This window comes from Polynucleobacter sp. MWH-UH35A, assembly GCF_018687075.1.
Taxonomy (GTDB): domain Bacteria; phylum Pseudomonadota; class Gammaproteobacteria; order Burkholderiales; family Burkholderiaceae; genus Polynucleobacter.
In genome coordinates this window covers 1,358,446-1,382,809 of record NZ_CP061285.1, presented here as the reverse complement: position 1 = coordinate 1,382,809, position 24,364 = coordinate 1,358,446, and the positions used below count along the sequence as shown (strand labels likewise).

Annotated in this window: 28 protein-coding genes and 2 pseudogenes; 18 read left to right on the top strand and 12 right to left on the bottom strand. The window is 45.4% G+C overall.

The features are described 5' to 3' along the window. Positions 1-55 precede the first annotated feature (55 nt). Complete coding sequence (locus tag ICV36_RS07170) at positions 56-793, top strand: CoA pyrophosphatase (protein ID WP_215400035.1); 738 nt, start codon at positions 56-58, stop codon at positions 791-793. After that, positions 790-1,749: a CobD/CbiB family protein gene (locus ICV36_RS07165; RefSeq protein ID WP_215400034.1), complete on the top strand. Its 960-nt coding sequence runs from the start codon at positions 790-792 to the stop codon at positions 1,747-1,749. Before ICV36_RS07170 ends, ICV36_RS07165 begins: the two co-directional genes overlap by 4 nt. On the opposite strand, the gene rsgA is transcribed toward ICV36_RS07165, so the two are convergent. After that, positions 1,694-2,707 carry a ribosome small subunit-dependent GTPase A gene (rsgA, locus tag ICV36_RS07160; RefSeq protein WP_215400033.1) on the bottom strand — a complete coding sequence of 338 codons (1,014 nt, stop codon included), beginning with the start codon at positions 2,705-2,707 and terminating at the stop codon, positions 1,694-1,696. The genes ICV36_RS07165 and rsgA overlap by 56 nt on opposite strands. A gap of 2 nt (positions 2,708-2,709) precedes the next feature. Next, positions 2,710-3,963: a M48 family metallopeptidase gene (locus ICV36_RS07155; protein WP_215400032.1), complete on the bottom strand. Its 1,254-nt coding sequence runs from the start codon at positions 3,961-3,963 to the stop codon at positions 2,710-2,712. A gap of 15 nt (positions 3,964-3,978) precedes the next feature. Between ICV36_RS07155 and orn the strand changes: the two genes are divergently transcribed. After that, positions 3,979-4,575: an oligoribonuclease gene (orn, locus tag ICV36_RS07150; RefSeq protein ID WP_215400031.1), complete on the top strand. Its 597-nt coding sequence runs from the start codon at positions 3,979-3,981 to the stop codon at positions 4,573-4,575. A gap of 80 nt (positions 4,576-4,655) precedes the next feature. Here orn and mog read toward each other — a convergent pair whose 3' ends face one another. Next, positions 4,656-5,279, bottom strand: a complete 624-nt coding sequence (gene mog / locus ICV36_RS07145) for a molybdopterin adenylyltransferase (RefSeq protein WP_215400030.1) — start codon at positions 5,277-5,279, stop codon at positions 4,656-4,658. Positions 5,280-5,305: 26 nt separating this feature from the next. On the opposite strand from mog, the gene pmbA reads away from it, so the two are divergent. Further along, entirely contained in the window at positions 5,306-6,652 is a 1,347-nt protein-coding gene (gene pmbA / locus ICV36_RS07140) for a metalloprotease PmbA (protein ID WP_215400029.1), read from the top strand. Between the two features lie 89 nt (positions 6,653-6,741). Beyond that, positions 6,742-7,824, top strand: a complete 1,083-nt coding sequence (locus tag ICV36_RS07135) for a TRAP transporter substrate-binding protein (RefSeq protein WP_215400028.1) — start codon at positions 6,742-6,744, stop codon at positions 7,822-7,824. A 51-nt stretch (positions 7,825-7,875) separates the two neighbouring features. Here ICV36_RS07135 and ICV36_RS07130 read toward each other — a convergent pair. Then, positions 7,876-8,437 (bottom strand): annotated as a pseudogene (locus ICV36_RS07130) (alpha/beta hydrolase). Between the two features lie 33 nt (positions 8,438-8,470). Continuing rightward, a complete protein-coding gene (locus tag ICV36_RS07125) occupies positions 8,471-9,112 on the bottom strand; it encodes an energy-coupling factor ABC transporter permease (protein ID WP_215400027.1) in 642 nt (213 codons plus the stop codon). 137 nt (positions 9,113-9,249) lie between these two features. Here ICV36_RS07125 and ICV36_RS07120 point away from each other — a divergent pair, with 137 nt between their 5' ends. The 3 genes from ICV36_RS07120 (at position 9,250) to ICV36_RS07110 (ending at position 11,175) form a co-directional block, all read left to right on the top strand. Continuing rightward, the gene (locus tag ICV36_RS07120) at positions 9,250-10,479 is read left to right on the top strand and encodes a dicarboxylate/amino acid:cation symporter (protein ID WP_215400026.1); all 1,230 of its coding nucleotides are present in this window, start codon (positions 9,250-9,252) and stop codon (positions 10,477-10,479) included. A 91-nt stretch (positions 10,480-10,570) separates the two neighbouring features. Continuing rightward, positions 10,571-10,798: a hypothetical protein gene (locus ICV36_RS07115; RefSeq protein WP_215400025.1), complete on the top strand. Its 228-nt coding sequence runs from the start codon at positions 10,571-10,573 to the stop codon at positions 10,796-10,798. Further along, on the top strand, positions 10,798-11,175 hold the full coding sequence (locus tag ICV36_RS07110; protein ID WP_215400024.1) for a hypothetical protein: 378 nt from the start codon (positions 10,798-10,800) through the stop codon (positions 11,173-11,175). The genes ICV36_RS07115 and ICV36_RS07110 overlap by 1 nt, the downstream gene beginning before the upstream one ends. Positions 11,176-11,192: 17 nt before the next feature. On the opposite strand, the gene ICV36_RS07105 is transcribed toward ICV36_RS07110, so the two are convergent. Further along, on the bottom strand, positions 11,193-11,411 hold the full coding sequence (locus ICV36_RS07105) for a hypothetical protein (RefSeq protein ID WP_215400023.1): 219 nt from the start codon (positions 11,409-11,411) through the stop codon (positions 11,193-11,195). A gap of 171 nt (positions 11,412-11,582) precedes the next feature. After that, positions 11,583-11,933: an HNH endonuclease gene (locus ICV36_RS07100; protein ID WP_215400022.1), complete on the bottom strand. Its 351-nt coding sequence runs from the start codon at positions 11,931-11,933 to the stop codon at positions 11,583-11,585. 41 nt (positions 11,934-11,974) lie between these two features. Here ICV36_RS07100 and ICV36_RS07095 point away from each other — a divergent pair, with 41 nt between their 5' ends. The 4 genes from ICV36_RS07095 to ICV36_RS07080 all read left to right on the top strand — a co-directional run bounded on the left by ICV36_RS07095 (position 11,975) and on the right by ICV36_RS07080 (position 14,371). Then, positions 11,975-12,244 carry a TIGR03643 family protein gene (locus ICV36_RS07095; RefSeq protein ID WP_215400021.1) on the top strand — a complete coding sequence of 90 codons (270 nt, stop codon included), beginning with the start codon at positions 11,975-11,977 and terminating at the stop codon, positions 12,242-12,244. Next, positions 12,241-13,788 carry a cryptochrome/photolyase family protein gene (locus tag ICV36_RS07090; protein ID WP_215400020.1) on the top strand — a complete coding sequence of 516 codons (1,548 nt, stop codon included), beginning with the start codon at positions 12,241-12,243 and terminating at the stop codon, positions 13,786-13,788. The genes ICV36_RS07095 and ICV36_RS07090 overlap by 4 nt, the downstream gene beginning before the upstream one ends. Positions 13,789-13,794: 6 nt before the next feature. After that, the gene (locus tag ICV36_RS07085; RefSeq protein ID WP_215400019.1) at positions 13,795-13,950 is read left to right on the top strand and encodes a DUF2256 domain-containing protein; all 156 of its coding nucleotides are present in this window, start codon (positions 13,795-13,797) and stop codon (positions 13,948-13,950) included. 100 nt (positions 13,951-14,050) lie between these two features. Then, positions 14,051-14,371, top strand: coding sequence for a hypothetical protein (locus ICV36_RS07080; protein ID WP_215400018.1), 321 nt, complete (start codon positions 14,051-14,053; stop codon positions 14,369-14,371). A gap of 92 nt (positions 14,372-14,463) precedes the next feature. Here ICV36_RS07080 and ICV36_RS07075 read toward each other — a convergent pair whose 3' ends face one another. The 3 genes from ICV36_RS07075 to ICV36_RS07065 all read right to left on the bottom strand — a co-directional run bounded on the left by ICV36_RS07075 (position 14,464) and on the right by ICV36_RS07065 (position 16,907). After that, positions 14,464-14,817 (bottom strand): Rap1a/Tai family immunity protein, encoded by a 354-nt coding sequence (locus ICV36_RS07075; protein ID WP_215400017.1) that lies wholly within the window; start codon positions 14,815-14,817, stop codon positions 14,464-14,466. A 48-nt stretch (positions 14,818-14,865) separates the two neighbouring features. Further along, the gene (locus tag ICV36_RS07070; RefSeq protein ID WP_215400016.1) at positions 14,866-16,098 is read right to left on the bottom strand and encodes a DUF3300 domain-containing protein; all 1,233 of its coding nucleotides are present in this window, start codon (positions 16,096-16,098) and stop codon (positions 14,866-14,868) included. A 101-nt stretch (positions 16,099-16,199) separates the two neighbouring features. Beyond that, positions 16,200-16,907 carry a hypothetical protein gene (locus tag ICV36_RS07065; protein ID WP_215400015.1) on the bottom strand — a complete coding sequence of 236 codons (708 nt, stop codon included), beginning with the start codon at positions 16,905-16,907 and terminating at the stop codon, positions 16,200-16,202. 136 nt (positions 16,908-17,043) lie between these two features. Between ICV36_RS07065 and ICV36_RS07060 the strand changes: the two genes are divergently transcribed. Further along, positions 17,044-17,652 (top strand): glutathione S-transferase, encoded by a 609-nt coding sequence (locus ICV36_RS07060; protein WP_215400014.1) that lies wholly within the window; start codon positions 17,044-17,046, stop codon positions 17,650-17,652. Positions 17,653-17,656: 4 nt separating this feature from the next. Here ICV36_RS07060 and ICV36_RS07055 read toward each other — a convergent pair whose 3' ends face one another. Together ICV36_RS07055 and ICV36_RS07050 are read right to left on the bottom strand one after the other, a co-directional pair. Continuing rightward, the gene (locus tag ICV36_RS07055; protein ID WP_215400013.1) at positions 17,657-18,625 is read right to left on the bottom strand and encodes a sodium-dependent bicarbonate transport family permease; all 969 of its coding nucleotides are present in this window, start codon (positions 18,623-18,625) and stop codon (positions 17,657-17,659) included. Positions 18,626-18,689: 64 nt separating this feature from the next. Continuing rightward, positions 18,690-19,568 carry a LysR family transcriptional regulator gene (locus ICV36_RS07050; RefSeq protein WP_215400012.1) on the bottom strand — a complete coding sequence of 293 codons (879 nt, stop codon included), beginning with the start codon at positions 19,566-19,568 and terminating at the stop codon, positions 18,690-18,692. A gap of 133 nt (positions 19,569-19,701) precedes the next feature. Here ICV36_RS07050 and ICV36_RS07045 point away from each other — a divergent pair. The 5 genes and pseudogenes from ICV36_RS07045 to ICV36_RS07030 all read left to right on the top strand — a co-directional run. After that, a pseudogene (locus ICV36_RS07045) lies at positions 19,702-20,364 on the top strand (TerC family protein); the annotation flags it as partial. Further along, positions 20,353-20,958 carry a universal stress protein gene (locus ICV36_RS10250; RefSeq protein WP_371743219.1) on the top strand — a complete coding sequence of 202 codons (606 nt, stop codon included), beginning with the start codon at positions 20,353-20,355 and terminating at the stop codon, positions 20,956-20,958. The pseudogene ICV36_RS07045 and the gene ICV36_RS10250, both read left to right, overlap by 12 nt. Positions 20,959-21,124: 166 nt before the next feature. After that, a complete protein-coding gene (locus ICV36_RS07040) occupies positions 21,125-21,457 on the top strand; it encodes a hypothetical protein (protein ID WP_215400011.1) in 333 nt (110 codons plus the stop codon). A 295-nt stretch (positions 21,458-21,752) separates the two neighbouring features. Beyond that, positions 21,753-23,018 carry a TolC family protein gene (locus ICV36_RS07035; protein WP_215400010.1) on the top strand — a complete coding sequence of 422 codons (1,266 nt, stop codon included), beginning with the start codon at positions 21,753-21,755 and terminating at the stop codon, positions 23,016-23,018. Beyond that, positions 22,985-24,361 carry an efflux RND transporter periplasmic adaptor subunit gene (locus ICV36_RS07030; RefSeq protein ID WP_215400009.1) on the top strand — a complete coding sequence of 459 codons (1,377 nt, stop codon included), beginning with the start codon at positions 22,985-22,987 and terminating at the stop codon, positions 24,359-24,361. Before ICV36_RS07035 ends, ICV36_RS07030 begins: the two co-directional genes overlap by 34 nt. Positions 24,362-24,364 lie beyond the last annotated feature (3 nt).

Here is a 24,364-nt window from a genome sequence, read left to right as displayed (position 1 = left end):
GATGCAATCAGAAAGGCGGCCTAGGTCGCCTTTTTTGTTGCCTTAGAATATCAATATGCCCAAGACCTCCAGCCCCGAAGACTACGCAATTAATGTTGCCGCTCCTCCGGGGTTTGATGCGCAAGCGGTTCCGATTCATCAGGTATGTACTCATGAAAAGAAGGTATCTAAAGAGTATCTAGAGCCGGCCGGATTAAGAGCCCGTTTGCAAAACCCGCCAGATTGGCAACCTGAGATTACCGATGAGAATCGCCACGTGATTGCGGCGGATATTATTGCCAAACGTCAAGCCGCCGGAAAAGTTACTGAGGCAGCTGTACTAATTCCTTTGGTGTTAAAGGTGGATGGCTTATCTGTATTGTTGACGCAAAGAACCAATCATTTGCGTGATCATGCTGGGCAAATTAGCTTTCCAGGTGGGCGCATGGACCCCGAAGACCAAAGCCCCAATGACACCGCCTTACGTGAGAGCAAGGAAGAAATTGGGCTTGATCCTAAGCGAGTCGAGATTATTGGGCACTTACCGCAGTATTTAACGGTTTCTGGCTATAGCGTCACTCCAGTAGTGGGGTTGGTCCAAGCTCAGGCAGAATACGTCTTGGATGCATTTGAGGTGGCGGATGTATTTGAGGTGCCCCTTAGTTTTTTACTCGATCCTGCCAATCATCAGGTTAGACTGTGGCAAAGTGAGCAGGGCGGACGTCGCTTTTATTCAATGCCATATGAGAACCGCTTTATTTGGGGTGCTACTGCGGGAATGTTGCGTAACCTTTATCATTTATTAAAAGTATGACTTTCTTTTCTATTCTCTTCGCCCTCATTGTTGAGCAATATCGCCCAGTAACATCAAGCCACTGGATCGCGCGTGTATGCGCTCGCTGGTTAGATTGGGTTGCTAATGAGTTCGGCGGCAAATCCGAAGAAGGCGCAAGCCCAGTGGGTGCACGTATGGCCTGCTTGGTAGCTTTCGTATTACCTACTTTTTTAGTCTTCATTGTGTACGTCACATGTATGGTGACTTACCCAATCCTCGGTTTTCTATGGAACATCGTTATAGCGTATCTGTTTTTTGGCTTCCGTCAATTTAGCCATTCTTTTACCGCAGTACATGAAGCCATTGAAGCGCATGATTTGCCGGCAGCGCGAGCTGCCTTGGGTGAGTGGTACGGCCCAGAATTAGATGCTTCGAATCTCACCGAGACAGAAGTGATTTCCTTGGCATTAGAGCGAGCCATCATTGGCTCACATCATCATGTCTTTGGAGTGTTGTTCTGGTTCATGATGCCAATGGGCCCTGCAGGCGTGGTCTTGTATCGTCTCGCTGACATTGCAGCTAAGCGCTGGTCTGAGCGTGGTGACTATAACTTGAGCGAATCTTCGCGTCATTTCTTCTACGTCTTGGATTGGGTTCCTGCACGTATTACAGCGATGGGCTTTGCAATCGTTGGTAACTTTGAGGGTGCGGTCTATGGTTGGCGTTACCTAACGCAAAAATGGTCTGACTCTTTATCTGCGGTGATTTTGGCCGCCGGCAGTGGTGCGCTTGGTGTTCGCTTGGGTGAGCCGATGAGCGAGCCTGATAGTGATGAAGCCTTGCGTATGGCCGAAGCGGGTGAGCCAGTAATTTATGAGGTAGGTCTTGAGCCAACTGAGCGAACCATGCGCTCTGCGGTAGGTTTGGTGTGGCGCTTAGTTATCGCTTGGATGGCTTTGTTGCTAATGCTGACCATCGCTCTTTGGCTTGGCTAATACCCTGAATTTGTATATCTGCTGTTTTCGAATCTGAATGCAGCTGTCTAAATAGCGCCAGTCTCTCTGGCGCTATTTCATTTCTCTCTACTGCTTCTTGCACCGCGCAATCAGGTTCAGATAAATGCGCGCAATTATGAAAGCGACACTTACCAAGCAGGCCTTTAAATTCTCTAAAGGCATGTTGCAGCTCGCTCACGGACATATGCGCTAAGCCAAATTCCTGGAAGCCCGGGGAATCTATTAGTGCACCCAGCTTGCCGGTTTCATCTCTACCCCATGCCTCAGGCAATTCAAAGTAACGACAGGCAGTCGTTGTGTGTTTGCCGGTATCTAGGCGAACTGAATACTCTTGTGTGAGAGCGGCAGCATTCGGAATCCAGGCATTGAGTAGGCTCGATTTGCCCATACCAGATTGACCAACAAAGACGGAAACCTTGCCTTGGAGTGCAGCGCGCAATGCATCAATAGAAGCGGGGTCAAATTTAGCGGAGACTTCGCTGACCTGATAGCCCATGTGCGCATAGGGCGCGATGATTTTGCGAGCATGCTCTAGATTGTCTTTAAGGTCACATTTATTGAGTAGGATATGTAGCCCAATTTGATTGGCTTCTGCTGCTACTACTGCTCTTCCCAAAAGGTCTGGGGAGAAGGCGGGCTGTGTTGCGAGCACCACTAAGATTTGATCAACGTTAGAGGCAATGAGCTTGCTCTTAAATGCATCTGAGCGATAGAGAAGATTTTCTCGAGGCTCGATTTGAATAATGCGCGCTTGATCGGCCGAAGTCATTTCAAGTAATAAGCGATCACCTACTGCGCCGATATGCTGCTTGGCAGGTGTGCTCACTTGAATCAGTGGGCCATCAGGGGATTCATAGCCATCGGCGTCTGTGGTTAAACGCTGCGCTAAATAATGCCTTCCGTAGGAGGCAATGAGTAGCGCATGAAACTGTTCCATTGTTATGAGCTAAACCGTTGTAAGTTGGCAATACGCAATGGAGCGGGTGGATGCGAGCTGTAGAACGCGGTATAGATTGGATCTGGCGTTAGTGTTGAAGCGTTATCTTGATATAGCTTCACTAGCGCGGTGATTAAATCTTTTGCAGAAGATTTCTCAGCAGCAAAGCCATCGGCTTCGTATTCATGCTTGCGTGATGCTAGGCTCGATAGCGGTGTAAAGAAAAAGCTAAATACAGGCGAGATCAACATAAAGAGTGCTAAAGCGAGGCCGCCGTTATAGCCATTCAGATTGGGCATTACACCTAATTCGGTATAGAACCAAGCCTTTGTACTAATCCAGCCTAAGAGTGCAAACATTCCAAAGCTCAAGGCAAATGAGACTAAGAGGCGTTTGCGGATATGGTTACGTTTGTAGTGGCCAAGCTCATGCGCCAATACGGCCTCTACTTCACCGGGATTAAGCTTCTCAATTAAGGTATCAAAAAATACAATACGCTTAGCTTTGCCCATGCCGGCAAAGAATGCATTGCCATGAGCGCTACGCTTACTGCCATCCATCACAAATAGCCCTTGGCTCGCAAAGTCACAACGCTGGAGTAGCGCTTCAATTTGTGTCTTCAGTGGACCATCTTCCAAAGTTTGAAACTTATTAAAGAGTGGCGCAATAAAAGTTGGAAAAATCCATTGCATCAGTAAGCTAAACACAGTCAACACAATCCACGCCCACAGCCACCAAAAGTCTCCAGCCTTAGCCATCAAAGTCAAGATGACCCAGAGAAGTGGAATGCCAATAGCCCCGCCAACCGACATACCTTTAAACATATCCGAGAAGAATAATTTTTTAGTCATGCGATTAAAGCCAAAGCGCTCTTCCAGGTGAAACTGCTTATACCAAGAAAAAGGGATGTCGAGTATTCCGGAAATAAGCACAATAGACACGAGCAAGGCAATTTGCTGGGCAATACCTTCGCCGAATAATTGCAGTAACGCCATATTTAAAATCTGTAAACCGCCCACTAAGGTGAAGCCAATTAAAATGATGGCACTGACTCCATTTTCGAGGATGCCAAGACGTAATTTAGAGATGGTGTAGTCGGCCGCTTTTTGATGTTCGGCTAAAGTCACTTTTTCAGAGAATTCAGCGGGTACAGCATTACGATGCTGCGCAACGTAGCGAATTTGACGTTGGGACAGCCAGTGGCGCAAGCCAAAACTAGCAATAAAGGCGATTAGAAAAACAATTGTGAATGTCATGAGATCATTATAGATATGAGCGAGCAAATCAACACCACAGCCACGGCGGCAAATAAGACGGCACCAGCCAGCGAACACCTGATTTGGGTCGATATGGAAATGTCAGGCTTGAACCCAGAAACCGAGCGAATTTTAGAGATCGCCATCATCGTTACAGATGCCCACCTCAATACCATTGCCACAGCGCCTGTCTGGGTAGTGCATCAAGAGGATGCTGTATTGGATGCGATGGATGCTTGGAATAAGGGAACGCATGGTCGCTCTGGCTTAATTGATAAGGTGAAAGAATCTACCTTGGATGAGGCAACTGTTGAGGCGGAGTGCATTGCCTTTTTAAAGAAATACATTAAAGCGGGTATTGCGCCAATGTGTGGCAATACGATTGGACAAGACAGACGCTTTATGGCGAAGTACATGCCGAAGTTAGAGGCATATTTTCATTATCGAAACATAGATGTGTCTACATTAAAAGAGTTATGCAAGCGTTGGCACCCTGAGTTGGTAAAAGGTTTTACCAAGAAGCAGGCCCATACGGCCCTTGCTGATATTGAAGAGTCAATTGAAGAGCTCAAATACTACCGCGAGAAATTTATCGTACCGTTGCCGTCATGAGTGGATCAACATCGTAAAGTGGCAATAATAGTAAAAAGGTCCGCAGTGCGGACTTTTTGTTTATCTGCTCAAACGCCTAATCATTTTTTGAGGGCGCTCTTCGGCCTAAAGACCTTAATGATGGTTTCATCGGTTTCAATATAAGGGCCGCCGATCAAATCAATGCAGTACGGCACGGCAGCAAAGATGCCGGGAACGATCGATTTGCCGTTTTCATCTTTAAGGCCTTCCAACGTTTCTGCAATTGCTTTAGGTTGTCCTGGTAGGTTAATTACTAGGGCGGCATGATCTTCGATCTCTCTAAGGACAGCAGTTTGTCTGGACAAAATGGCGGTAGGTACAAAGTTCAAGCTGATTTGACGCATTTGTTCGCCAAAGCCAGGCATCTCACGGGTTCCAGCATCTAGAGTAGCCTCAGGCGTGACATCCCTTCTGGAGGGGCCTGTTCCACCTGTGGTCAGAACCAAATCGCAACCCAGCTCGTCTACAAGCTCGACAATCGACTCGGTAATGATTTCAAGCTCATCGGCAATCAGGCGCTCATGAAAAACACAAGGATTGCTGATGGCCTTCATTAGCCAAGTTTGCAGGGCTGGGATGCCTTCGTCCTGGTAAACGCCTTTGCTGGCGCGATCTGAGATGGAAATGAGGCCGATTTTGACCTCATTTGGGCTATTTCGTTTTAGGGCTTCTGTATGCTTCATGTTTCTATTCTAGCTATTATTAGGGCATGTTTACATACACATCCAATCAGTTTCAAGAAATCATCGATTTCATGCTCAAAGAGGCCAAAAGAAGGGGCGCCTCGGATGCCGTTGCTGAGGTTTCGGAAGGGCAGGGCCTCTCGGTGACCGTACGCAAAGGCGAGGTAGAGACCATTGAGCAAAGCTTGGATAAGCAGGTTGGGGTTACGGTGTTTTTAGGTCACCGTCGTGGTAACGCTAGTACAAGTGACTTTTCTAAAGAGTCCTTGAAGGCCACGGTAGATGCTGCTTATCACATCGCACAACACACGGCAGAAGATTTGTGTGCAGGCCCCGCTGAAGCTGAGCTCTTAGAAAAAAATCCTTTAGATCTTGATTTGTTTCATCCTTGGAATTTGGATGCAACTCGTGCTGTCGAGATTGCGCGTACTGCCGAAAGCGCTGCATTTTCTGTGAGTAAGCAAATTCAGAATAACGATGGCGCATCAGTTTCAGCGCATCACGCGCATTTCATGATGGGTACGTCTCAGGGATTTATGGGCGGATACCCATTTTCTCGGCACTATATTTCTTGTGCACCAATTGCAAGTGAGGGTGGCAAGAAGACACATATGCAGCGTGATGACTGGTACTCCAGTTCTCGTATTCCTGAAGAGCTCGCAGACCCGGCAGCAATTGGAGCCTATGCGGCGCAAAGAGCTTTGTCACGACTGAAGGCAAGATCCTTAACGACTCGTCGTTGCCCAGTGATCTTTGAGGCCCCCTTGGCTGCGGGTTTATTGGGTGGTCTTGTGCAAGCAGTTTCCGGCGGTGCTTTATATCGCCGCTCCAGCTTTCTGCTTGATAGCCTAGGTAAGCAAGTTCTTCCTAAACACATCAGCGTATTTGAAGATCCGCATCTCAAGTCTATGACTGGTAGCGCACCATTTGACGAAGAAGGTGTCAAAACATCTGCACGCACAGTGGTAGATAGAGGGATTCTGGAGGGCTATTTTTTATCCACCTACTCAGCCCGTAAGCTAGGTATGAAAACTACTGGCAATGCAGGCGGCTCACACCACCTTACACTCAAGAGCAAGAAAACCCCGAAAGGTGGTTTACCTGCCCTACTAAAAGAAATGGGTACTGGCCTATTGGTAACTGAGTTAATGGGGCAAGGTGTTAACTATGTGACGGGTGATTATTCACGCGGTGCATTTGGTTACTGGGTTGAGAATGGCGAGATCCAATACCCTGTTGAAGAGGTCACCATAGCTGGTAATTTGCGCGATATGTTAATGGACATCCAACTCATTGGTAGTGATACCTTAATCCGAGGCACCAAAGAAACTGGCTCGATCCTGTTAGGCTCAATGACAGTTGGCGGAAAATAAACGCATAAATAAAAAGAAGCAAAAGAGAAGCAAAAAAAGAAACAAAAAAAGCGGCAAACAACAGACTTATTTTTAAAGGAGTGACGGCAATGCAAAGACGATCATTTTTAAAGAAAGCTACCATTGGTGCAGGCGCTGCAGCCTTGGCTACCCCATCGATTGCTCAAGGTTTACCAACCCTCAATTGGCGTTTGGTATCTAGCTTTCCAAAATCATTGGATACATTATTCGGCACTCCCGAAGTATTTGCTAATGCATTGCGTAAAGCAACGGATGGCAAATTTAATGTCAAAGTATTTGCTGCGGGAGAGGTGGTCCCGCCACTGCAAGTTTTGGATGCGGTCCAAAATGGCACAGTAGAGTGTGGACATACTGCTAGTTATTACTACTTGGGTAAAAATAGTGCTTTCATTTTCGATACTGCCGCACCATTTGGTATGACTGCTCGCCAGCAATCTGCATGGATGCTGCATGGCAACGGCATGAAGTTAATGCGCGAACTTTACGCCAGCTACAACATTGTGAATTTCTTAGGCGGTCAAACCGGCACGCAAATGGGTGGCTGGTTTCGCAAAGAAATTAAATCGCCGGAGGACCTCAAGGGCCTGAAATTTCGTATCGCTGGATTTGCTGGGCAGGTGCTTGCAAAACTAGGCGTGGTGCCACAACAACTTCCTGCTGGCGAAATTTATTCAGCCTTGGAAAAAGGCACGATTGATGCTGCTGAGTTTGTTGGGCCCTATGATGATGAGAAATTGGGCTTGGCAAAGGTAGCTAAGAATTACTACTACCCTGCATTCTGGGAGGGTGCTGCCGGCCTTTCTTTCTTGGTGAACAAAAAGCAGTGGGATGCTTTGCCACCCTCCTACCAAGCAGCATGGGAAGCTGCTTGTTTCGAAGCTCATACCGATATGTGCGCAAAGTACGATGCACTTAATCCGCCTGCACTGCAGCGCCTCCTCCAAAATGGTGCGGTTTTGCGCAAGTTCAACACTTCAGTCCTAGATGCATGCTTTAAAGCTAGTCAAGAAACTTACGCAGAAGAGTCTGCCAAGAATCCGCAATTCAAGAAGATTTTTGACGACTACCGCGCCTTTAGAAATATGGAAGCGCAGTGGTTTAATGTGGCAGAGCAGGCATTTTCACAATACAGTTTTAATAAAAAACTGTAAGGTCGAAATATGTTTGCAATAGGGCTCACGTGAGCCCTATTTCTTTTTGGATTATTTAGCAAACAGCACCGCTTGTAAGAAGTGGGATATATCTACAAGCTCTTCATAGTTGACGGAGTGCTCCATGGGATACTCATTCCAATCTACTTGATAGCCCATTTTTTCTAAGAAAGCGTATGACGCTTGGGCGCGATCAAGAGTTACCACCGAATCATAAGTGCCATGAGCCATAAAGATTGGTGTGCTGCAAAGCCATTGCGCAGCCTTGAGAAAACCCAGCCAAGACAATCTTGTCGTAAGCAATACCTCGACGAGCTTCCTTTTCTATTAAGTTAACAATCGATGCTGCGGATTTCTGAATACCGGCCGCATCTTCTGGGTCCATGGGGTTTCTGCCGATGATGTCATACCACGCAGGCATGACATAGCCACCATTAACCGTTACAGGCATGCTTGGAGCACTCGGAAATATAAAGCGTATGCCTGGACATCCGCTAAGCTTTAATTCCGGAACTATAGGCACAAAATCATTGCCATCAGCGCCCAGACCGTGCAACCAAATAACTGCTGCAGTGGGGTTTGGGCTAGTTTCGAGTTCAATGCATGGCAGCATGTTGTTCTTCTATTTGCTAATTGGAGTTAACGACTATCGACCCATATACGCTTCTTCGTTATAGGTTGACACCCATTGCGGTCTAAAGATGAGTAGGATTGCTAAAAGCATTCCAGACAAAGAGCCCTCCATGAATGCAATAATAATCAGGCCTAAAAGCCATCCCTCTAGATCAAGTTGGTTGGCTTCGCCAGCTATCAACCTGATAACCAGCAAGAAGGTACCCGACAAAATTACACTCATAAATGCAGCTACGTAGCCATTCCCCAGGATGAGAACAAATAAGTGTTTTGGGATAAAGCGTTGAATCATTTGGATTGATAAATACGCAAATATTGTGGGGAGTACGCAGACCATCAAATAGTGTTGCGAAGCTGCTTCATAGTCACCTTGAATCGCAAAGATCCCCAGAAACGCTACGGGAAACAACACAGATAGAGCAATCGCTGGACCAAACATGGCGGTTAGCAAGGATGCGCCATAAAAATGGAAAATCAGGCCATAAAACTTTCCTGCTGGCTGACCGGGAAGACTTGGTGAGATATTCCAAGCAATGACCAGTAAGAAGATGGCGGCAGGCGCCAGCCAGGTTAAGGGCGGCTTTAGAAAGGCGCGCGGAGGGCTTAAAAAGAGAGCCCCAAGAAAAATTGCTACTGCCAGTCCTAGCCAAATCATATTGCCTCTAACTTCCTTGGTGAATGAATCACTTACTCTAACCAAAGTGGGGATAAAACCTATCCGTACTTTCTCTAGGAGAAGATGATAACTGGGTAGAATCTTCCTTATATCTTTCTCATTTATACGGACTATCCATGAATTCTAAAAAACTAACTAACTTCATTCTGGGTGCAATGGTCTTGGGTGTGTTGGCTGGTTATCTGGTGAACTTCTATGGCGCAGGTTCTGTCTTGCCCGATCAGTATGTCCGATATGTTTCGATCTTGACCGATGTATTTTTGCGTCTAATTAAGATGATCATCGCACCATTGGTGTTTTCTACATTAGTGGTGGGTATCGCAAAAATGGGGGATGCTTCAACGATTGGCAGAGTTGGTTTAAAGACCTTTGCTTGGTTTATCTCCATGTCACTAGTGTCTTTGTTGCTTGGCTTGGTGATGGTGAATATTCTGCAACCAGGCATTGGTGTTGAATTAACGCTGCCAGAAATTGCAGCAAGTACCGGTTTAAATAAATCCAGCTTAAATCTGCCAGAGTTTATAAGACACATTTTCCCTGTCAGTATCTTTGATGCAATGGCCAAAAATGAGATCTTGCAAATCGTAGTGTTTGCTGTTTTCTTTGGTGTTGGTGCAGCAGGCATGGGTGCGCGAGCCGATGAGTTCATTCGTAACTTGGACATGCTCTCTCACATCATGCTCAAAATTACGACAGCGGTGATGAAGTTAGCCCCTGTTGCAGTCTTCTCAGCAGTTTCCTCTGTGATTGCAGAAAATGGCGTTGGCATATTAATGACCTATGGCAAATTTATGCTTAGCTTTTATGTTTCAATTTTTGCGTTATGGGTCGTCATTATTCTTATAAGCTCCTTAGTTCTGAAAAATCGTACTTTGACTTTGGTCAAAATGCTTCGTGAGCCAGCCTTGCTTGCATTTACTACTGCCAGTTCTGAGGCGGCTTATCCAATGACCTTGGAAAGAGTAGAGCGCTTTGGTTGCAAAAACAAAATTGCCTCATTTGTTTTGCCTGTGGGATATTCGTTTAACTTAGACGGTTCAATGATGTATTGCACTTTTGCCGCCATCTTTATTGCCCAGGTATATGGAATTGAGATGGAACTTAGTCAGCAGCTTCTGATGTTGCTAGTCCTCATGATCACTTCCAAAGGAATTGCGGGGGTGCCACGTGCTTCATTGGTAGTCATCGCCGCAACCCTATCGCAATTTAATCTGCCAGAGGCAGGCGTCCTGTTGATTCTTGGGGTGGACCACTTCTTAGATATGGCGCGTTCCGCCACTAATGTATTGGGTAATGGTTTGGCCACAGCGGTTATCTCTAAATGGGAAGGTGAACTAGAGAGTTAGCCAGGGTCTTGGTAACTACCCTAAATAATCACCACGTTTACTGGTCTGGGGTGTAAGATCAATCTACTAGATTAGTCTAGAAGGAGTTGGAATGAAGCGATTCTATATCGACTATCCTCAAGAGAAAATTGAAGAGCATCAGCATGCATATCGATGCCTGCATTGCAAAATTCCAACGACTATTATTTTTGGCTTATTGGAAAATCACGCTGAAAATTGCAGCTATAGAATGAATCAAAGTAAGTGGGTCCAATTAGAGGCTAAGCGCAGACCTCATAAAGAACATTTTGATGAACCCCATGTTGACGAGGTGGATTAATGAAGACCTATCCAATTGCTCTAGAGTTAACGGTTTGGGAAGACTTGGGACTCAATCAATATGAGCTCACCATCGATGAGGTTTCTAAAGTTTCCATCAAGCGAACCGATGATGTATTGCGTACGCGCGAGTTAACTGGCAATGAGGTCAGTACTTTAATTGCTGCTATTGAGTCATTAAAGGTGCCTGTTAGCGAAGAAGCTAAGGGGGGCGAGGCAAGCAAATCCTCAACGAGTTATGAGTTGATTGTAGAGTCTGCCCATTTCTCGCTAGAGTTCAATTGGGAGGATGTTGATGTCAATGGCGTCAATGCAAACGCTTTTGATTCCGTTTCAGCACTGGCTGCTGTAGTGGTGAGTTTGGATTTAGCTCACTAATTATTGAATTAACTGAGCTAAGTCTCCATCACAATAAATTCCCCGAGCGATATTCTTTCTCTAAATTGCGAGAAGGAAAATTGCGCCTTTATTCTTCGGGTGTTATTGACTTCAATCTTGCCGTCGGGCGTGAGATTGGCAAGATAGTCTCCTTCTGGGAAAAGGGCCTCAGGAATACTTTCAGTCTCGAGAATTTGAGCTGGTAATACCAGGCTCTTTGTAATTTTGATCCGCATGACCTATCTTAGGTTTTAATATTGGGGGAGGTATTTTGATTTGCACAATTTCAAAATCGAATGCACCAAAGAGGGGTTTATTTACCCAATCCCAAATTAGTAATCAGGGAAAGGCTTTTAAGGCCAACTTTTGGATTTTCGGATTACTTCTTGCACTGAAGCGGTGCTAGGCTATTTTCCGGACTTAAGTCGAGCGCTTTTACGGGTCTTTTCATAAAACGCATCGGGTTTTGAGGAGACCCATGCAATAAAGCGCTTCATTTCAGGATGTTCTCTCAATGCTTGGGCGTGATGAAAATGTTGTGCCAACTCTGCTTCGCTAAAAAGGGCATGAATTTGTTTGTGGCAAATGCGGTGGAGATATTCGGTGGTTTTTCCACCCTTAGATTTGGGGATAAGGTGGTGGGCGTCTTTCTGTGAATCTGGGATAAATCGTTCGCAGATAGGGCAAATAATTGCCTCAGCCGGCTTTGCAACTGGCTTATCCAAAGCAATTAGTTTTTGACGAATTTTTCCAATCATGGTCTCGAGCTAGTTTATTGAATAAGTCTTAAACTTGCAGGGTGCTAAAACATGCTCTTAAAAACCTCGCAGAACCAGACCTGTCTCGCCTCATTGAAATGGCTTGGGAAGATCGCACACCATTTGATGCGATTGAGAAAGCCTTTGGCTTAGGAGAGCCGCAAGTCATTGCCATCATGCGTAGAGAGCTTAAACGTCGTTCTTTTGAGCTTTGGCGACAGAGGGTTACTGGGCGAGCAACCAAACATAGCGCCTTGCGCAGCAATGAAGTAAAGCGGGCTTATTGCCCAACACAGTACAAGAGTAAATGAAGAACCAAAAGGACTCTCCCAAGCGTCTCATTCTGATATTGGGTGATCAGTTAGATTTGCAGAGTTCTGCATTGCGTGACATCAATCCCCAGTCAGATGAAATCATCATGATTGAGTCGGCCAATGAGGCGCAATACGTTTGGTCTCATAAAGCCAAGATTGCTTTATTTCTTTCGGCGATGCGCCATTTTGCTGTCGAACTTGAAAAGCGCGGCTACTCTCTAACGTACATCAAAAATTCTCCACTGCCGCTTCTTGAATCTCTTAAAGCGCAAATTCTGCAAATGAAAGTGACCCACTTGGTTTGTATTGAGCCAGGGGAGTGGCGTCTTAAGCAGGCAATTGAGGCTTTAGTAAATGAGCTCAATATTGAGCTAGACATGCGCGAGGACAGTCATTTCTATTGCACTCGCCAAGAATTTGTGGAGTGGGCCGCCAATAAGAAAGAGCTTCGACTGGAGTATTTCTATCGCTTAATGCGTAAGCGGCACAATATCTTAGTAGACCGTGAAGGTAATCCCGAGGCTGGCCAGTGGAACTTTGATCAAGATAATCGCAAGCCCTATCCAAAGAGGGGGCCTGGATTGATCGATGCGCCTGCTGCATTTGAAATAGATGCCATCACCCAAGATGTAGTGGACTATGTCCAGCAGACCTATTCAAGTCACCCTGGATCACTTGAGTCATTTAATTGGCCGGTTACTAGAGATCAGGCAACCCAAGCGCTTCAGTATTTTGTTGAATATCGTCTCAGAAACTTTGGCGTTTATCAAGATGCAATGTGGACTGATACCCCATTTGGATGGCACTCTATTTTGTCGAGCGCGCTGAACCTGAAACTACTGAATCCTCGCGAGGTGATTGATGCGGTCATCGTTGCTTGGAAAAAGTATTCTTTAGATCTTTCCGCAATTGAAGGTTTCATTCGGCAGATATTGGGGTGGCGTGAGTTCGTACGCGGCATGTACTACCTCGATATGCCGCAGATGGCGCAAGATAACTTCTATCAACATCAGCGCTCATTGCCAAAATGGTATTGGACTGGCAAGACTCAGATGGCCTGCATGAAAGATGCCATCGGACAAACCCTGCAATATGGCTATGCACATCATATTCAGCGTTTGATGGTGACAGGAAACTTTGCGCTCTTGGCTGAAATTCTGCCGCAGGAAGTGTGTGAGTGGTATTTGGCGATCTACGTGGATGCTATTGAGTGGGTTGAGTTGCCGAATACTGCTGGCATGGCCTTATTTGCCAATGGTGGCAGATTCACCAGCAAGCCCTACATTGCCAGTGGCGCCTATATTAAGCGTATGAGTAACTATTGCAGTGCTTGCAAATACAAGCCTGACGTTCGTTATGGTGATGAGGCTTGTCCAGTTACTACTTTGTATTGGAATTTCTTAATCAAGCACCGAGAGCAATTTGAGGCAAGCCCTAGAACACGCTTGATGACCGCCAACCTCAAAAGAATCAGCGATGAAGATCAAGTGAAAATCACGCTACATGCTCAGCATATTTTGAGCAACCTTGATGCGCTCTAAATAATCATGACGAAGACATCTTTCAAGGGTAACAAAAGTTATCTCCCAAGCAAGATTTGTGTTGTCTGTAAAAAAGAAATGACATGGAGAAAGTCCTGGGCAAAAAACTGGGAGTCGATTAAGTGCTGTTCAGATGCCTGTAGAGCTAAAAAGATGCCTTAGAGGGATTAAAAAAGTATTTGTTATTGAAAGTGTCAACCTGCCGTAAAGCCGATCCGTTGTGTAAGCAAGGACACCATTCCTTAACAACGGGGAGGTCTATATGAAGAAGATTCTGGTTTGCTTGCTAGCGGGGATCATGTTCGCTGGTTTAGCAACTTCAGCCAGTGCGCATGGAGGTAGGGGCGGGTACTATTACGGCGGTCATGGCGGAGGATGGCATAACGGCTGGGTTCCTTTTGCGGTTGGTGCCGTTGCAGGGGTGGCGGTGGCTAATGCGTACTACAGGCCTGCGCCTGTTTATTATGTTCCCCAATATGGTTTTCAACCAAGACCTCACGCAGCAGCGTTTTGTCCTGAAAATGGGCTTTACTATCCACAAACGCAAGCCTGCCCAAGTGGCTGGCAAAGAGTGCGTTTTTAAACTCCAACTCAAACGCAAAATTGCGCTGTTAAAAATAAAGGCCACTCGTAAGTGACCTTTATAACTACATTACTGCTTTTGCAGTATGGGGCTTATTTTCCGCAGGGAAATTTACCTGCTAAGAAGCGCAAAATAGTATCTGCGGCAGGTTCTGTTGCGTACTTAGAGTTTGCCTCCGCCCATTTAACAAATTCTTGAATCACTTCTTTACGGGCAGGGGCTGGTTGTTTGACACAAATAAAATCAGGTGCTGATTTAGGGTTGCGAGTGACTAAGTAAGTGTCATAGACGGCTTGGCCATAAATTTCACAGGTAATAAATGTTCCGTTAGTACCTTTGCAGTCTTGCAATAACTCTTGTGTGCTGATCATGTTTGCTGCTTGTGATCCAGTTGAGAAACCTAAAATTGCACTTGTGAATGCCATTAATAAAATCTGCTTTTTCATGTTTGTTCTTTCGTATTAGTCTGAATTTGAATTTGAAATTTTGCCTGCTTAGCGTCTGCCTCTAAAGCCACCACCGCCACCGCCAAAGTGATCGCCACCAGAGCGAGCGCCGCCGCCACCAAAGCGATCGCCACCGCCATTGAATTTGGCGCCACGTGCGTCACCAAAACCGCTGGAGTCATTTCTAAAATTGCCTTGTCTGCTATCGCGACTGCCTACATTACGGTCACCAGTACGATCATTTTTTCCAAAATTACGATCGCCACCGCCACTACTGCGGCTACTATCGCGACTGCCAAAATTGCCGCGGTCATCGCCGCTAATCCCGTTGCGCTGTAGATTCTGACGAAGTTGATCGCGTTCAGCATCACGGCTTAAATTGCCACCACCACTAAGATTGGCATTACGACGTTGCGCATCTGGTTTCCATTCGTTGGAACCGGTTCTATTGCCAGACCAATTGTTGTTGGTGTTGCGATTAAAGTTGTTGAAGTTATTGTTGTTGATGGTGAGCGAGTTTCCGCCGCCCCAGCCACCACCCCAGCCACCGCCACCCCAATGACATCCACCCCAAAGAGCTGCACCTACTGCCATACCAATACCAAAAGAGAGTAGGGCTGTTCCAGCTACATAACCAGGAGGGTAGTAAGCAGCTGGTGGGTATGTTGGGTAAGGCCAAGGCCCATAAACCACAGATGGGTTGTAAGACGGAACGTAGACTACCTGTGGGTTTGTTGGTTGAATCACAATAGCCTGAGAAGAGCCGCTTCCTTGGGTTGTCACAGTTTGCTGGGCGTTTGACTGCAAGGCGCCAGAAGCTTTTGCTTTGGCGCGCAATGCTTGTATCGCTGTCATCGTATCGGATTGTTGGGCTAATACAGCATTACCTAAATTTTGAGTCCAGCTTAATTGCGAGCCCATCATTTCTAAAACGGGTGGGAATGACACTAGAGATTTGACGCTGGGATCCCAGTTTTGTTGTTGTAAGGCGTTATTCAATGCGTCGCCTTTGAGATTGCCATTGTTGCGTAACCAATTAGTTGCTTCAGAAACTTCCAATGGGTAGGTCGAAGCCATTAAGATTTGTGAGACCAAAGGGTCTGGGTACAAAGCAATCGGAGCAACAAGCGCTTCTAGCTGTGCTTGAGATTCTTTACTTGCTTGAGCTTGACCACTGCTTTGAGCGTAACTTACTGGAACTACCGCAGGCAGGCTGAGTGCGGTAACCAATAATCCCGCTAGTAATTGAGAGGGAATCCCCCGCTTTTTTGTTGCCAACATTAGCGCATCCTTCTGTGTGAATAGAGAAAATATTCTACTCAATCTTTAGGGGTTTATCGAGAATTCGACCTCTGAACCTTTGGGGGCTGAATGGCAAGGCTTTATAGGGGGATTTTTCCAAATAAGACTGCTTTGTAGCACTCAAGAAAGGTATTGCTATTGCCGTTTTGACCCTTGCAGAGCCTGGGTACAGAGAGGGTACGGTTATATAGTTCTATTCTATTGACGCGATCGGCTTGGGGAAGGGTTGAGAATAAATCTCCCCGCTTGCGCAGATATTGATTATCAAAGCCAACAATGCCAAATTGCTGCATCTCTAGCTCAGTCAATTTATAGGTTTGCTTTGTTTGATGAGCTAGCATCGCATCGATCAAACCATTTCTGATTCCCATTTCAGAAAGGTATTGATTGGCTTGACTATTAAAGCTAGTGAGTTTGAAAGAGTTCTCAAGACTTTGGGAAGAATCTATTTCTTTTATGATTACGCCACTACGATTAGTTAAGGTTAAGCGTCCAGCATGGACTCCAATTGATGCAGTATCTGCCGCTCTAACAACTGCTCCCGCCAGAATAAAAACACAAGCACTTTCGCATTGACTAACGACAAATGCCTGTGCATTTTCACGGCGCAGTATTCGTCCAATTTGCATTGCCACTTCGCCATTACCGCCTGGACTATTTAAAAGCACAATCAGCCCGCCAGGTATGGGATCTTGGTTTTTCCATCCCGCTAAGTCTTGCCGTATTTGATGAAGAGTGTTGTTTGTAATAACCCCATCCACCTGGATAACCCGGGGTTCTTGGCTCATAGTAGCTTGCGTGTATTGAAAAAAGAGGGCGCTAAGTAGGGTGAGTATATAAATCTTCATATGCTATCTAATTTCCCATTTTTATCATTGGGTAAACTCACTAAGCTCATTATGCAGTAGTCTAAGTGATAAACCTATGGCGCCTATTTTGTACTCTTATCGCCGCTGCCCTTATGCGATGCGGGCGCGTATGGCCCTGATATATGCTGGTATCGATGTTGAGCATCGCGAGATTGATTTGCGCAATAAGCCTCGCTCCATGCTAATGGCTTCTCCAAAAGGAACGGTTCCAGTTCTCTGTATGGGGGAGCAAGTTTTAGATCAAAGTGTCGATATTATGAGTTGGGCAATAAAGCAATCTGATCCTGCTGGCTGGGGAAATGTTGACGATGCAGTTGCTCAATATTGGATTGAGAAAAATGATGGGCCGTTTAAGCTTTTGTTGGATCAATATAAATACCCAAATCGATTCCCAATGCTGAATCCAGAAACTGTTCTCAATGAGGCATTGCAAATCATGCTAATTCCCATGGAACAAGCTTTGCAAAATTCCAAATACTTATCGGGCGACAAAATGACGTGGGTCGATGTGGCCATCTTTCCGTTCATCAGGCAGTTTTCGATGGTTGATGCAAAAACGTTTGAGGAACTCCCAATACCCGCAGTTAAAGCTTGGCTGACTCAACATCTCGATTCTGATTTATTCAACTCGGTCATGCAGAAACATCCAGTGTGGCTGGATTAACACTCTACAGAAATTGTGTGGCAATTACGGTGTAGAGCGGAATACCTAAAATGATGTTGAATGGAAAGGTGATACCCAACGACATGCCCATATATAAAGCAGGATTTACTTCTGGCAGGGCGTGACGCAGTACTGCTGGTACCGCAATATAGGATGCGCTAGAAGCAAGCACCATTAGCAAAATAGTATTTCCTAGGGGGAGTCCAATGAGCTTGCATAACGCTAGAGCTAAAAGCGCATGTGATAGCGGTGAGCCAATTGCATAAAGCAAAGTGATAGGGGGTTTGCCTCTTAAGCCCTTAAAGTTTCTGGCAGCCATGAGCCCCATATCCAGCAAAAAGAAGGACAGCATGCCTTTAAAAAGGTCAATAGAGAAGGGTGCCATTAACTTTTGTCCGGCATCTCCACTCAATAGCGCTACAGCCATCGATCCCAGTAAAAGTAGTTGCGCACCATCGGTAAAAGACTCGTGCAGTATCTTGGTAATGCCAGTTGGTTCGTGCTTGACGGTTGAATCTGACGATATTGAGACACGGGCCTTATTGGCTAAGACAATCGCCAGAATAATGGCAGGTGATTCCATTAGCGCCATTGCTGCCGCCATATGGCCACCATACGCAATATTGAACTGGTCTAAGTATTGTGTGGCAGTAATAAAAGTTACCGCACTAACTGAACCATAAGTCGCTGCAATTGCAGCAGCATCAAAGGCGTTTAATTTTCTTCTTAAGATGCAGTAGCCAATAACAGGAATGATGATGGCAAGTAATACTGCTAGCCCTAGAGATAAAGCGATCTCGCTAGTAAACCCAGACTTATGAAGAGCAAAGCCTCCCTTTAGTCCCAGGGCCATCAGCAAATAGAGTGATAGGAACCGAGAAATTTGCGGAGGAATTTCTAGGTTCGATTTTACGGATCCCGCAAATACCCCAAAGATAAAAAACAGAATGGCGGGGTCCAGAAAATTCGTCATATAGTCATTCTAAGTTGTACTGACAATTAATTCTTAGCCCCACTGTTAATGGGTATATAGACATTTATTGCTTAATAATGGCTTGTACAAGTGGGTGCTGAATTTTCTTTTCTGAACGAATGGCATAGAAGTATTCATAGATGTCTTCACAGCAGCCCAGAAACTCAATGCCATAGGTATCCTTGAGATCCCTCTCGATGAGCTTACCAGCAGGAAATACACCCAGCCCACTAGCAGCAAAGGTCTTTAGTAATGCGCTGTCTTCAAACTCTCCCACAATATTTGGGGTAATGCCCTCTTTACTCAACCATTGATCAATCAAAGAACGCACAGTGGAGTGAGAGGTTGGTAATAGAACGGGCAGATCCACTAGGCACTGTGGAAACTTCCCCTTAATCTTTTTAATGAATTGCTTGGGGGCATACCAGGCGATTACTGATTTAGTTAACTCTTCACTGTAGACATTCAGATTTTTATTGCCAGGAGCGGGGCGATCAGCCAAAACAATATCTAGGCGATGCAAGGCAAGATCTGCCAGCAAATCATCAAACTCACCTTCGTGTGCAATCAATTGCACATCCTTGTGTTTTAGGATGGGTTCCAGTAGCTGTCTAGTGACTAATTTTGGCAGTCCATCAGAGACGCCTACGGTAATTTTGGTTTTAGGGGATTTCGCAGCATCTCGCACAGCCTCTGGCAATTTCTCGCCGATGGAGAAAATCTGATCGGCAATTTCTAGGGCAGCAAAACCAGATTCAGTCAGTGCAATACCTCTTCCTGCGGGCTTAAATAGTAGATAGCCAAGCGACTTCTCAAGCTCATGTACTTGGGCGCTAATCGTCTGGATGGCCATATCTAGGCGATCTGCCGCTTTGGACATGCTGCCCTCCTTGGCAACAACCCAGAAGTAATAGAGGTGACGGTAGTTATAGCTATTGGTCATATTCTGCTTTTTCCGAAATTATTCTCAATATATATCTGCTTTTAGCTAAATACAAATCCACCTACATTAACCCCATGGAAAGTCATGTCATTTATACGCATTTGTTCAACTAATGTAGATAGAGGTTATTCAATTGGAACTATTTAGCCCAGAGTTTTTTTCAGCGCTACTAGCGATTGTGGTGATTGATTTAGTTTTGGCTGGTGATAACGCCATTGTGATTGCAATGGCTGCTCGAAACTTGCCGGCGCATTTGCAAAAGAAAGCGATTGTATGGGGTGCTGTGGGCGCAATTGCAGTACGAAGTGCGATGACCCTTGCAGTTGTCTATCTTTTAAAGATACCCGGCTTGATGTTGATTGGCGGTTTGCTCCTAGTCTGGATTGCTTACAAACTTCTAACTCCTGCTAAAGAGGAGGGCGGCGCTCATGACAATGCTTCCACGAGTTTCTGGGGTGCGATGAAGACGATTGTGATTGCCGATGCCGTCATGGGCCTAGACAATGTCTTAGCGGTAGCCGGTGCCTCTCATGGCAGTTATGTTTTAGTGGTCTTAGGTTTGCTGATTAGTATCCCAGTGGTGATTTGGGGTTCCACGCAAATACTGAAACTCGTTGAGCGCTACCCTTCTATTACTTACTTGGGTGCTGGCGTGCTGGCATGGACTGCAGCCAAGATGATGATTGGTGAGCCCGTAGTTCAGGAATTGCAGTTATTTAGCAATCCCGTATTTGAATATGCCGTTCAAGCACTCGTGATTTTTGGTGTGTTGTTTGGCGGCTTTATGAAGAGTAGGTTGGCCTTGGAGGAGACCATTGCGCCATCAGTAGTTGATTCAGAAGTATCCGATAAGCAGTCTTATAACGTAGGAGGTGAGGTAATGAGCAAAATTCTGATTCCTGTAGATAATTCCGTTAATTCTTTAATGGCCCTGAAACATGCGGTGAGTGTTTATGGCAAAGATCGTAAAGCACACTTTCATCTATGTAATGTGCAGCCAACTCTATATCGTCATATTAGAAAGTTTCTTAATAAGCAGACTATTAATGAGTGGCAAGCAGAGCGTGCCAAACTAGCAGCGCAGTCAGCGTCTGAGTTTTTAGAGAGGTCGGGCGTTAGCTTTTCTTTTACCTACGTTACTGGTGATAAAGGTGAGGCATTGCGTGATGAGGCTCAGCGCTTAGGATGCCAGCGTATTGTGATTGGCACTGCCAAGAAAAATACCTTGAGCCGCTTATTTGAAAACTCTACAACTGCAAAATTGCTGGAAATAAGTGACATTCCAGTTGAGGTGGTGACAGGTAAATCGCTCTCTACACTCGAGCGTTGGGGTATCCCAGCAATAGGCGCTGGAGCAGCCACCGCTTTGATGGCGGCAGTAATCGATTAACTTTCTTTTGTTTGCATCCTGCGGCAGTATTTTGCCCTCTACTTGAGGGCATTTTTTCAGCCCAATTATCAGCAAATAACTGAATTAATTTCTTTTATTTTCTGCTTTATTAAGAATAAAGTTTTCTCTATATTGAACTCATGATGTTCTACAAAGGAGATAAATCATGGATGTCATATTAGAAACAAAAGAACAAATTGAACTAGAATTTAAAACATTCACAGAGAATCGCGTGAAGTTTTCTCTTAAGCGCTTATTTTGGTTGGTGCGAAAAATTAAGGTGAAATATTCCTCTGTAGACCAGGTGAAGACAAGCTGTAATCAAAATTGCATTATTGAGTTGCAAACTTTTGATAATCGCCAGATTGAGGTCAGCATTACAGCAAGGGATCGAAGAACGGCCTTAGATATGGGTTTGAAAAAAGTCTACAAACATATGCAAAAAGCGCTTCATAAAGCCCAGAAATACGGGCGTTTATCTAGACAGGTCTATGTTTGAGATCGTGTGCAAGGTTGTCATTTAACTGTGATCTAATAAGGTAAATAAACGGGGAGTAGCCTGCCCAGAAATGGGTCTCACATATCGTCATTACGGCCATCAAGTCCGGTATGTGGGTAGTTTCTAAGGCAAGACCATTTACTATTTACTAAATGGCTGAAAATTGACTCCTATCTTTAAATATTTACCATCCCACCCCGATTTAGGCCCTCATGCCCTAAATCGGGGACGAATTCTTGCTCATTCAATGAGGTGGTTAGATAATTTACTTTTAGATACTTCTCGAGTTGGGTGTATGTTGCTGTACCGCTTATGGCTTATTGTTTTTATTAGCACCTTCATGGTGGTAGATGCCAGCGCACAACCTAAAACATCATTCACTATCAATGACTTGATCGCTATCTCTTTGGAGTCTAGTCCTCAAGTACTTGCTGCACGAGATCAGTCAAAGGCTATTAAGGGTCAACTATCGACAGCAAGAGCAATTCCAAACCCTGAGTTTGAAATTAGCACCGGTCAGCAGCGATCCGTCACTGGACCTTTAACAGTCGGTAACGTGTCGTCTTGGTCGGTTACGCAGCCATTAGATATGCCTTACACTCGCTTTCCGAGAGTCAATGCTGCCGAAGCCAATCTGCGTGCGGCTGAGGCGACGCGAATTGCTTTCGAGGTTGAAACGATTTCTAAAGTGCAGCAGCGCTTTTATGAATTAATGCGCCGGGAGGCTGAGCAAAAAGCGGCAGAAGAAGATATGAGTCTGACAAAGCAGATTCGTGACCGTATGCAAATACGTTATGACGTTGGCGAAACTGCACGCTTCGAGCTCATTCGTGTGCAAACCGAATTCCTCAATGCGCAGATTGCTGCAGAGTCAAGTAAGTTACGCGTTGAGCAAGCGCGCAGTCAATTACGTCAAGTCGTGGGTCATCAACTACCGGCTGACTTCACGGTGGTGGCTGAGCAACCCAAAGTTGAAGACTTGCCTTCATTGCAAGTGCTGCTTAATGAGGTTCAAGCCCAAAGCCCAGAGCTACAAAAGGCAAAAGCTGAGGTGGAGGCTACTGAATCCAAGCTCAGTTTTGAGAAGAACTTACGTTTACCTCGTCTGGCATTTAAAGCATCTCAATACAACGACCCGAACTTTACTGATCGTCTTTATGGCCTACAGGTGAGCATTCCGATTTGGGACTTTAGGGGTGGCCAAGTAGCGGAGGCCGAGGCAAATGCATCCAAAGCCAAGAATCAACTCAATGCGCAAAGTCAAACTCTCGATCAGCAGATCGAAACAGCCTATAAGCTTTATCAAATGACTAGCTATCAAGTAAAGGTATTAAGTCAGGAAGTGGTCCAGTTAGCGGCCAGTGCTCAGCGGATTGCTGAAGTGTCTTATCGCTACGGTGAGCGCGGCATGCTGGAGTACTTGGATGCGCAAAGAACTTTTCGTGCCGCCCGTAATGACTTGATTAGAGCGCGATTTGATTTAGCTTATGTGGTGACTGAAATTCAAAGGTTAAGAGCGAGTCCTGAATGGCTAGCCAAGATAGAAAGTGGAATGCAATGAATCCAGAGTTCTCAAAATTTCTCAGAAAGGTAAAAGTCTGGAAGACTTTCTTGGTTAGAAAGATCAAATTCCATAAGAAAGAATTGGTTGACCAAGTTTTAAAAACTCAAACACATCTGTATGGGCAGGTGCATCAATGGATCGCAGGACATGCTCCTGTGGTAACTAGCAGCTACGATAAAACACCACCCTGGTTTAAGACGGGCATATTTTATTTACCTTGGTTCTGTGCATTCGTCATTATTCTGAATTATTTCAATGTGTTTGATAGAAGTCCCACCATCAAATCCGTGCAAGATCCAAACGTTGTTGTGGTGAATGCGGATTTGCATAAGATGATTGCTGACGGTAAAGCACAGGTATCTCCATTTGTAGAGGAGCTTCGTGCTTCAGGGCGAATTGATTTCAATGAACTCTTTCTGTCTCGCATTGGCGCCAATGTGACTGGTCGTGTATCTGATATTTTGGCTGTACCTGGTCAGATGGTGAAGCAGGGTGATGTATTGGCAAAAATTACCTCTACAGAATTAACTCAGTCGCAGCTAGCCTATTTAAAAGCGAAGAGTGCAAGTCAGTTAGCAGATCAAGCCGCTAACCGCGCAAAAATTTTATACAAAGAGGATGTAATTGCTCTAGCGGAGTTACAAAGACGTGAGGCAGAGGCTAGTAGTGCAAAAGCTGAGTTCCGTGCTGCAAATGATCAACTCAGAGTTCAGGGTATGGATCAGGCCAGCATTGATCGACTTGCGAAGTCTGGCGTCATAGAGTCTATTAATAATGTGATTGCCACTATTCCTGGTGAAATCGTAGAGCGCAAGATCAATAAAGGTCAGGTGGTTCAGCCTGCCGATGCCTTGTTTACAGTTGCTGACCTCAGTACGCTTTGGGCAATCTCAGAGGTTCCGGAAAGTAATTCCTATCTGATGCATAAGGGTCAAAAAGCATCGCTCATCATTCCTGCGCTACGCAATCAAGAAATCGAAGGTGTAGTTGCGCATGTCGATTCGATCGTGAATCCACAAACTCGTACTGTGGTGGTGCGTATGGAGCTTCCCAATAAAGATGGTGAAATCAAGCCTGGTATGTTGGCAACAATGCTCATTGAAAGTCAGCCGGTGGATAAATTGGTAGTGCCACTGGGCGCTGTAGTGCGCGAGGATAATCATGACCATGTATTCATCCGGTTGGATGATGATACGTATCGTATGGTGCCAGTGAAATTAGGCCCAGAAGGCAAAGGATTCCGTCCCGTAATCTCAGGTTTAAAAGAGGGGCAAGAGATTGCAACCGAAGGTGCATATCATTTAAATACTGAACGCAAGCGTCAGTTAAGTGGTGGATAAGCA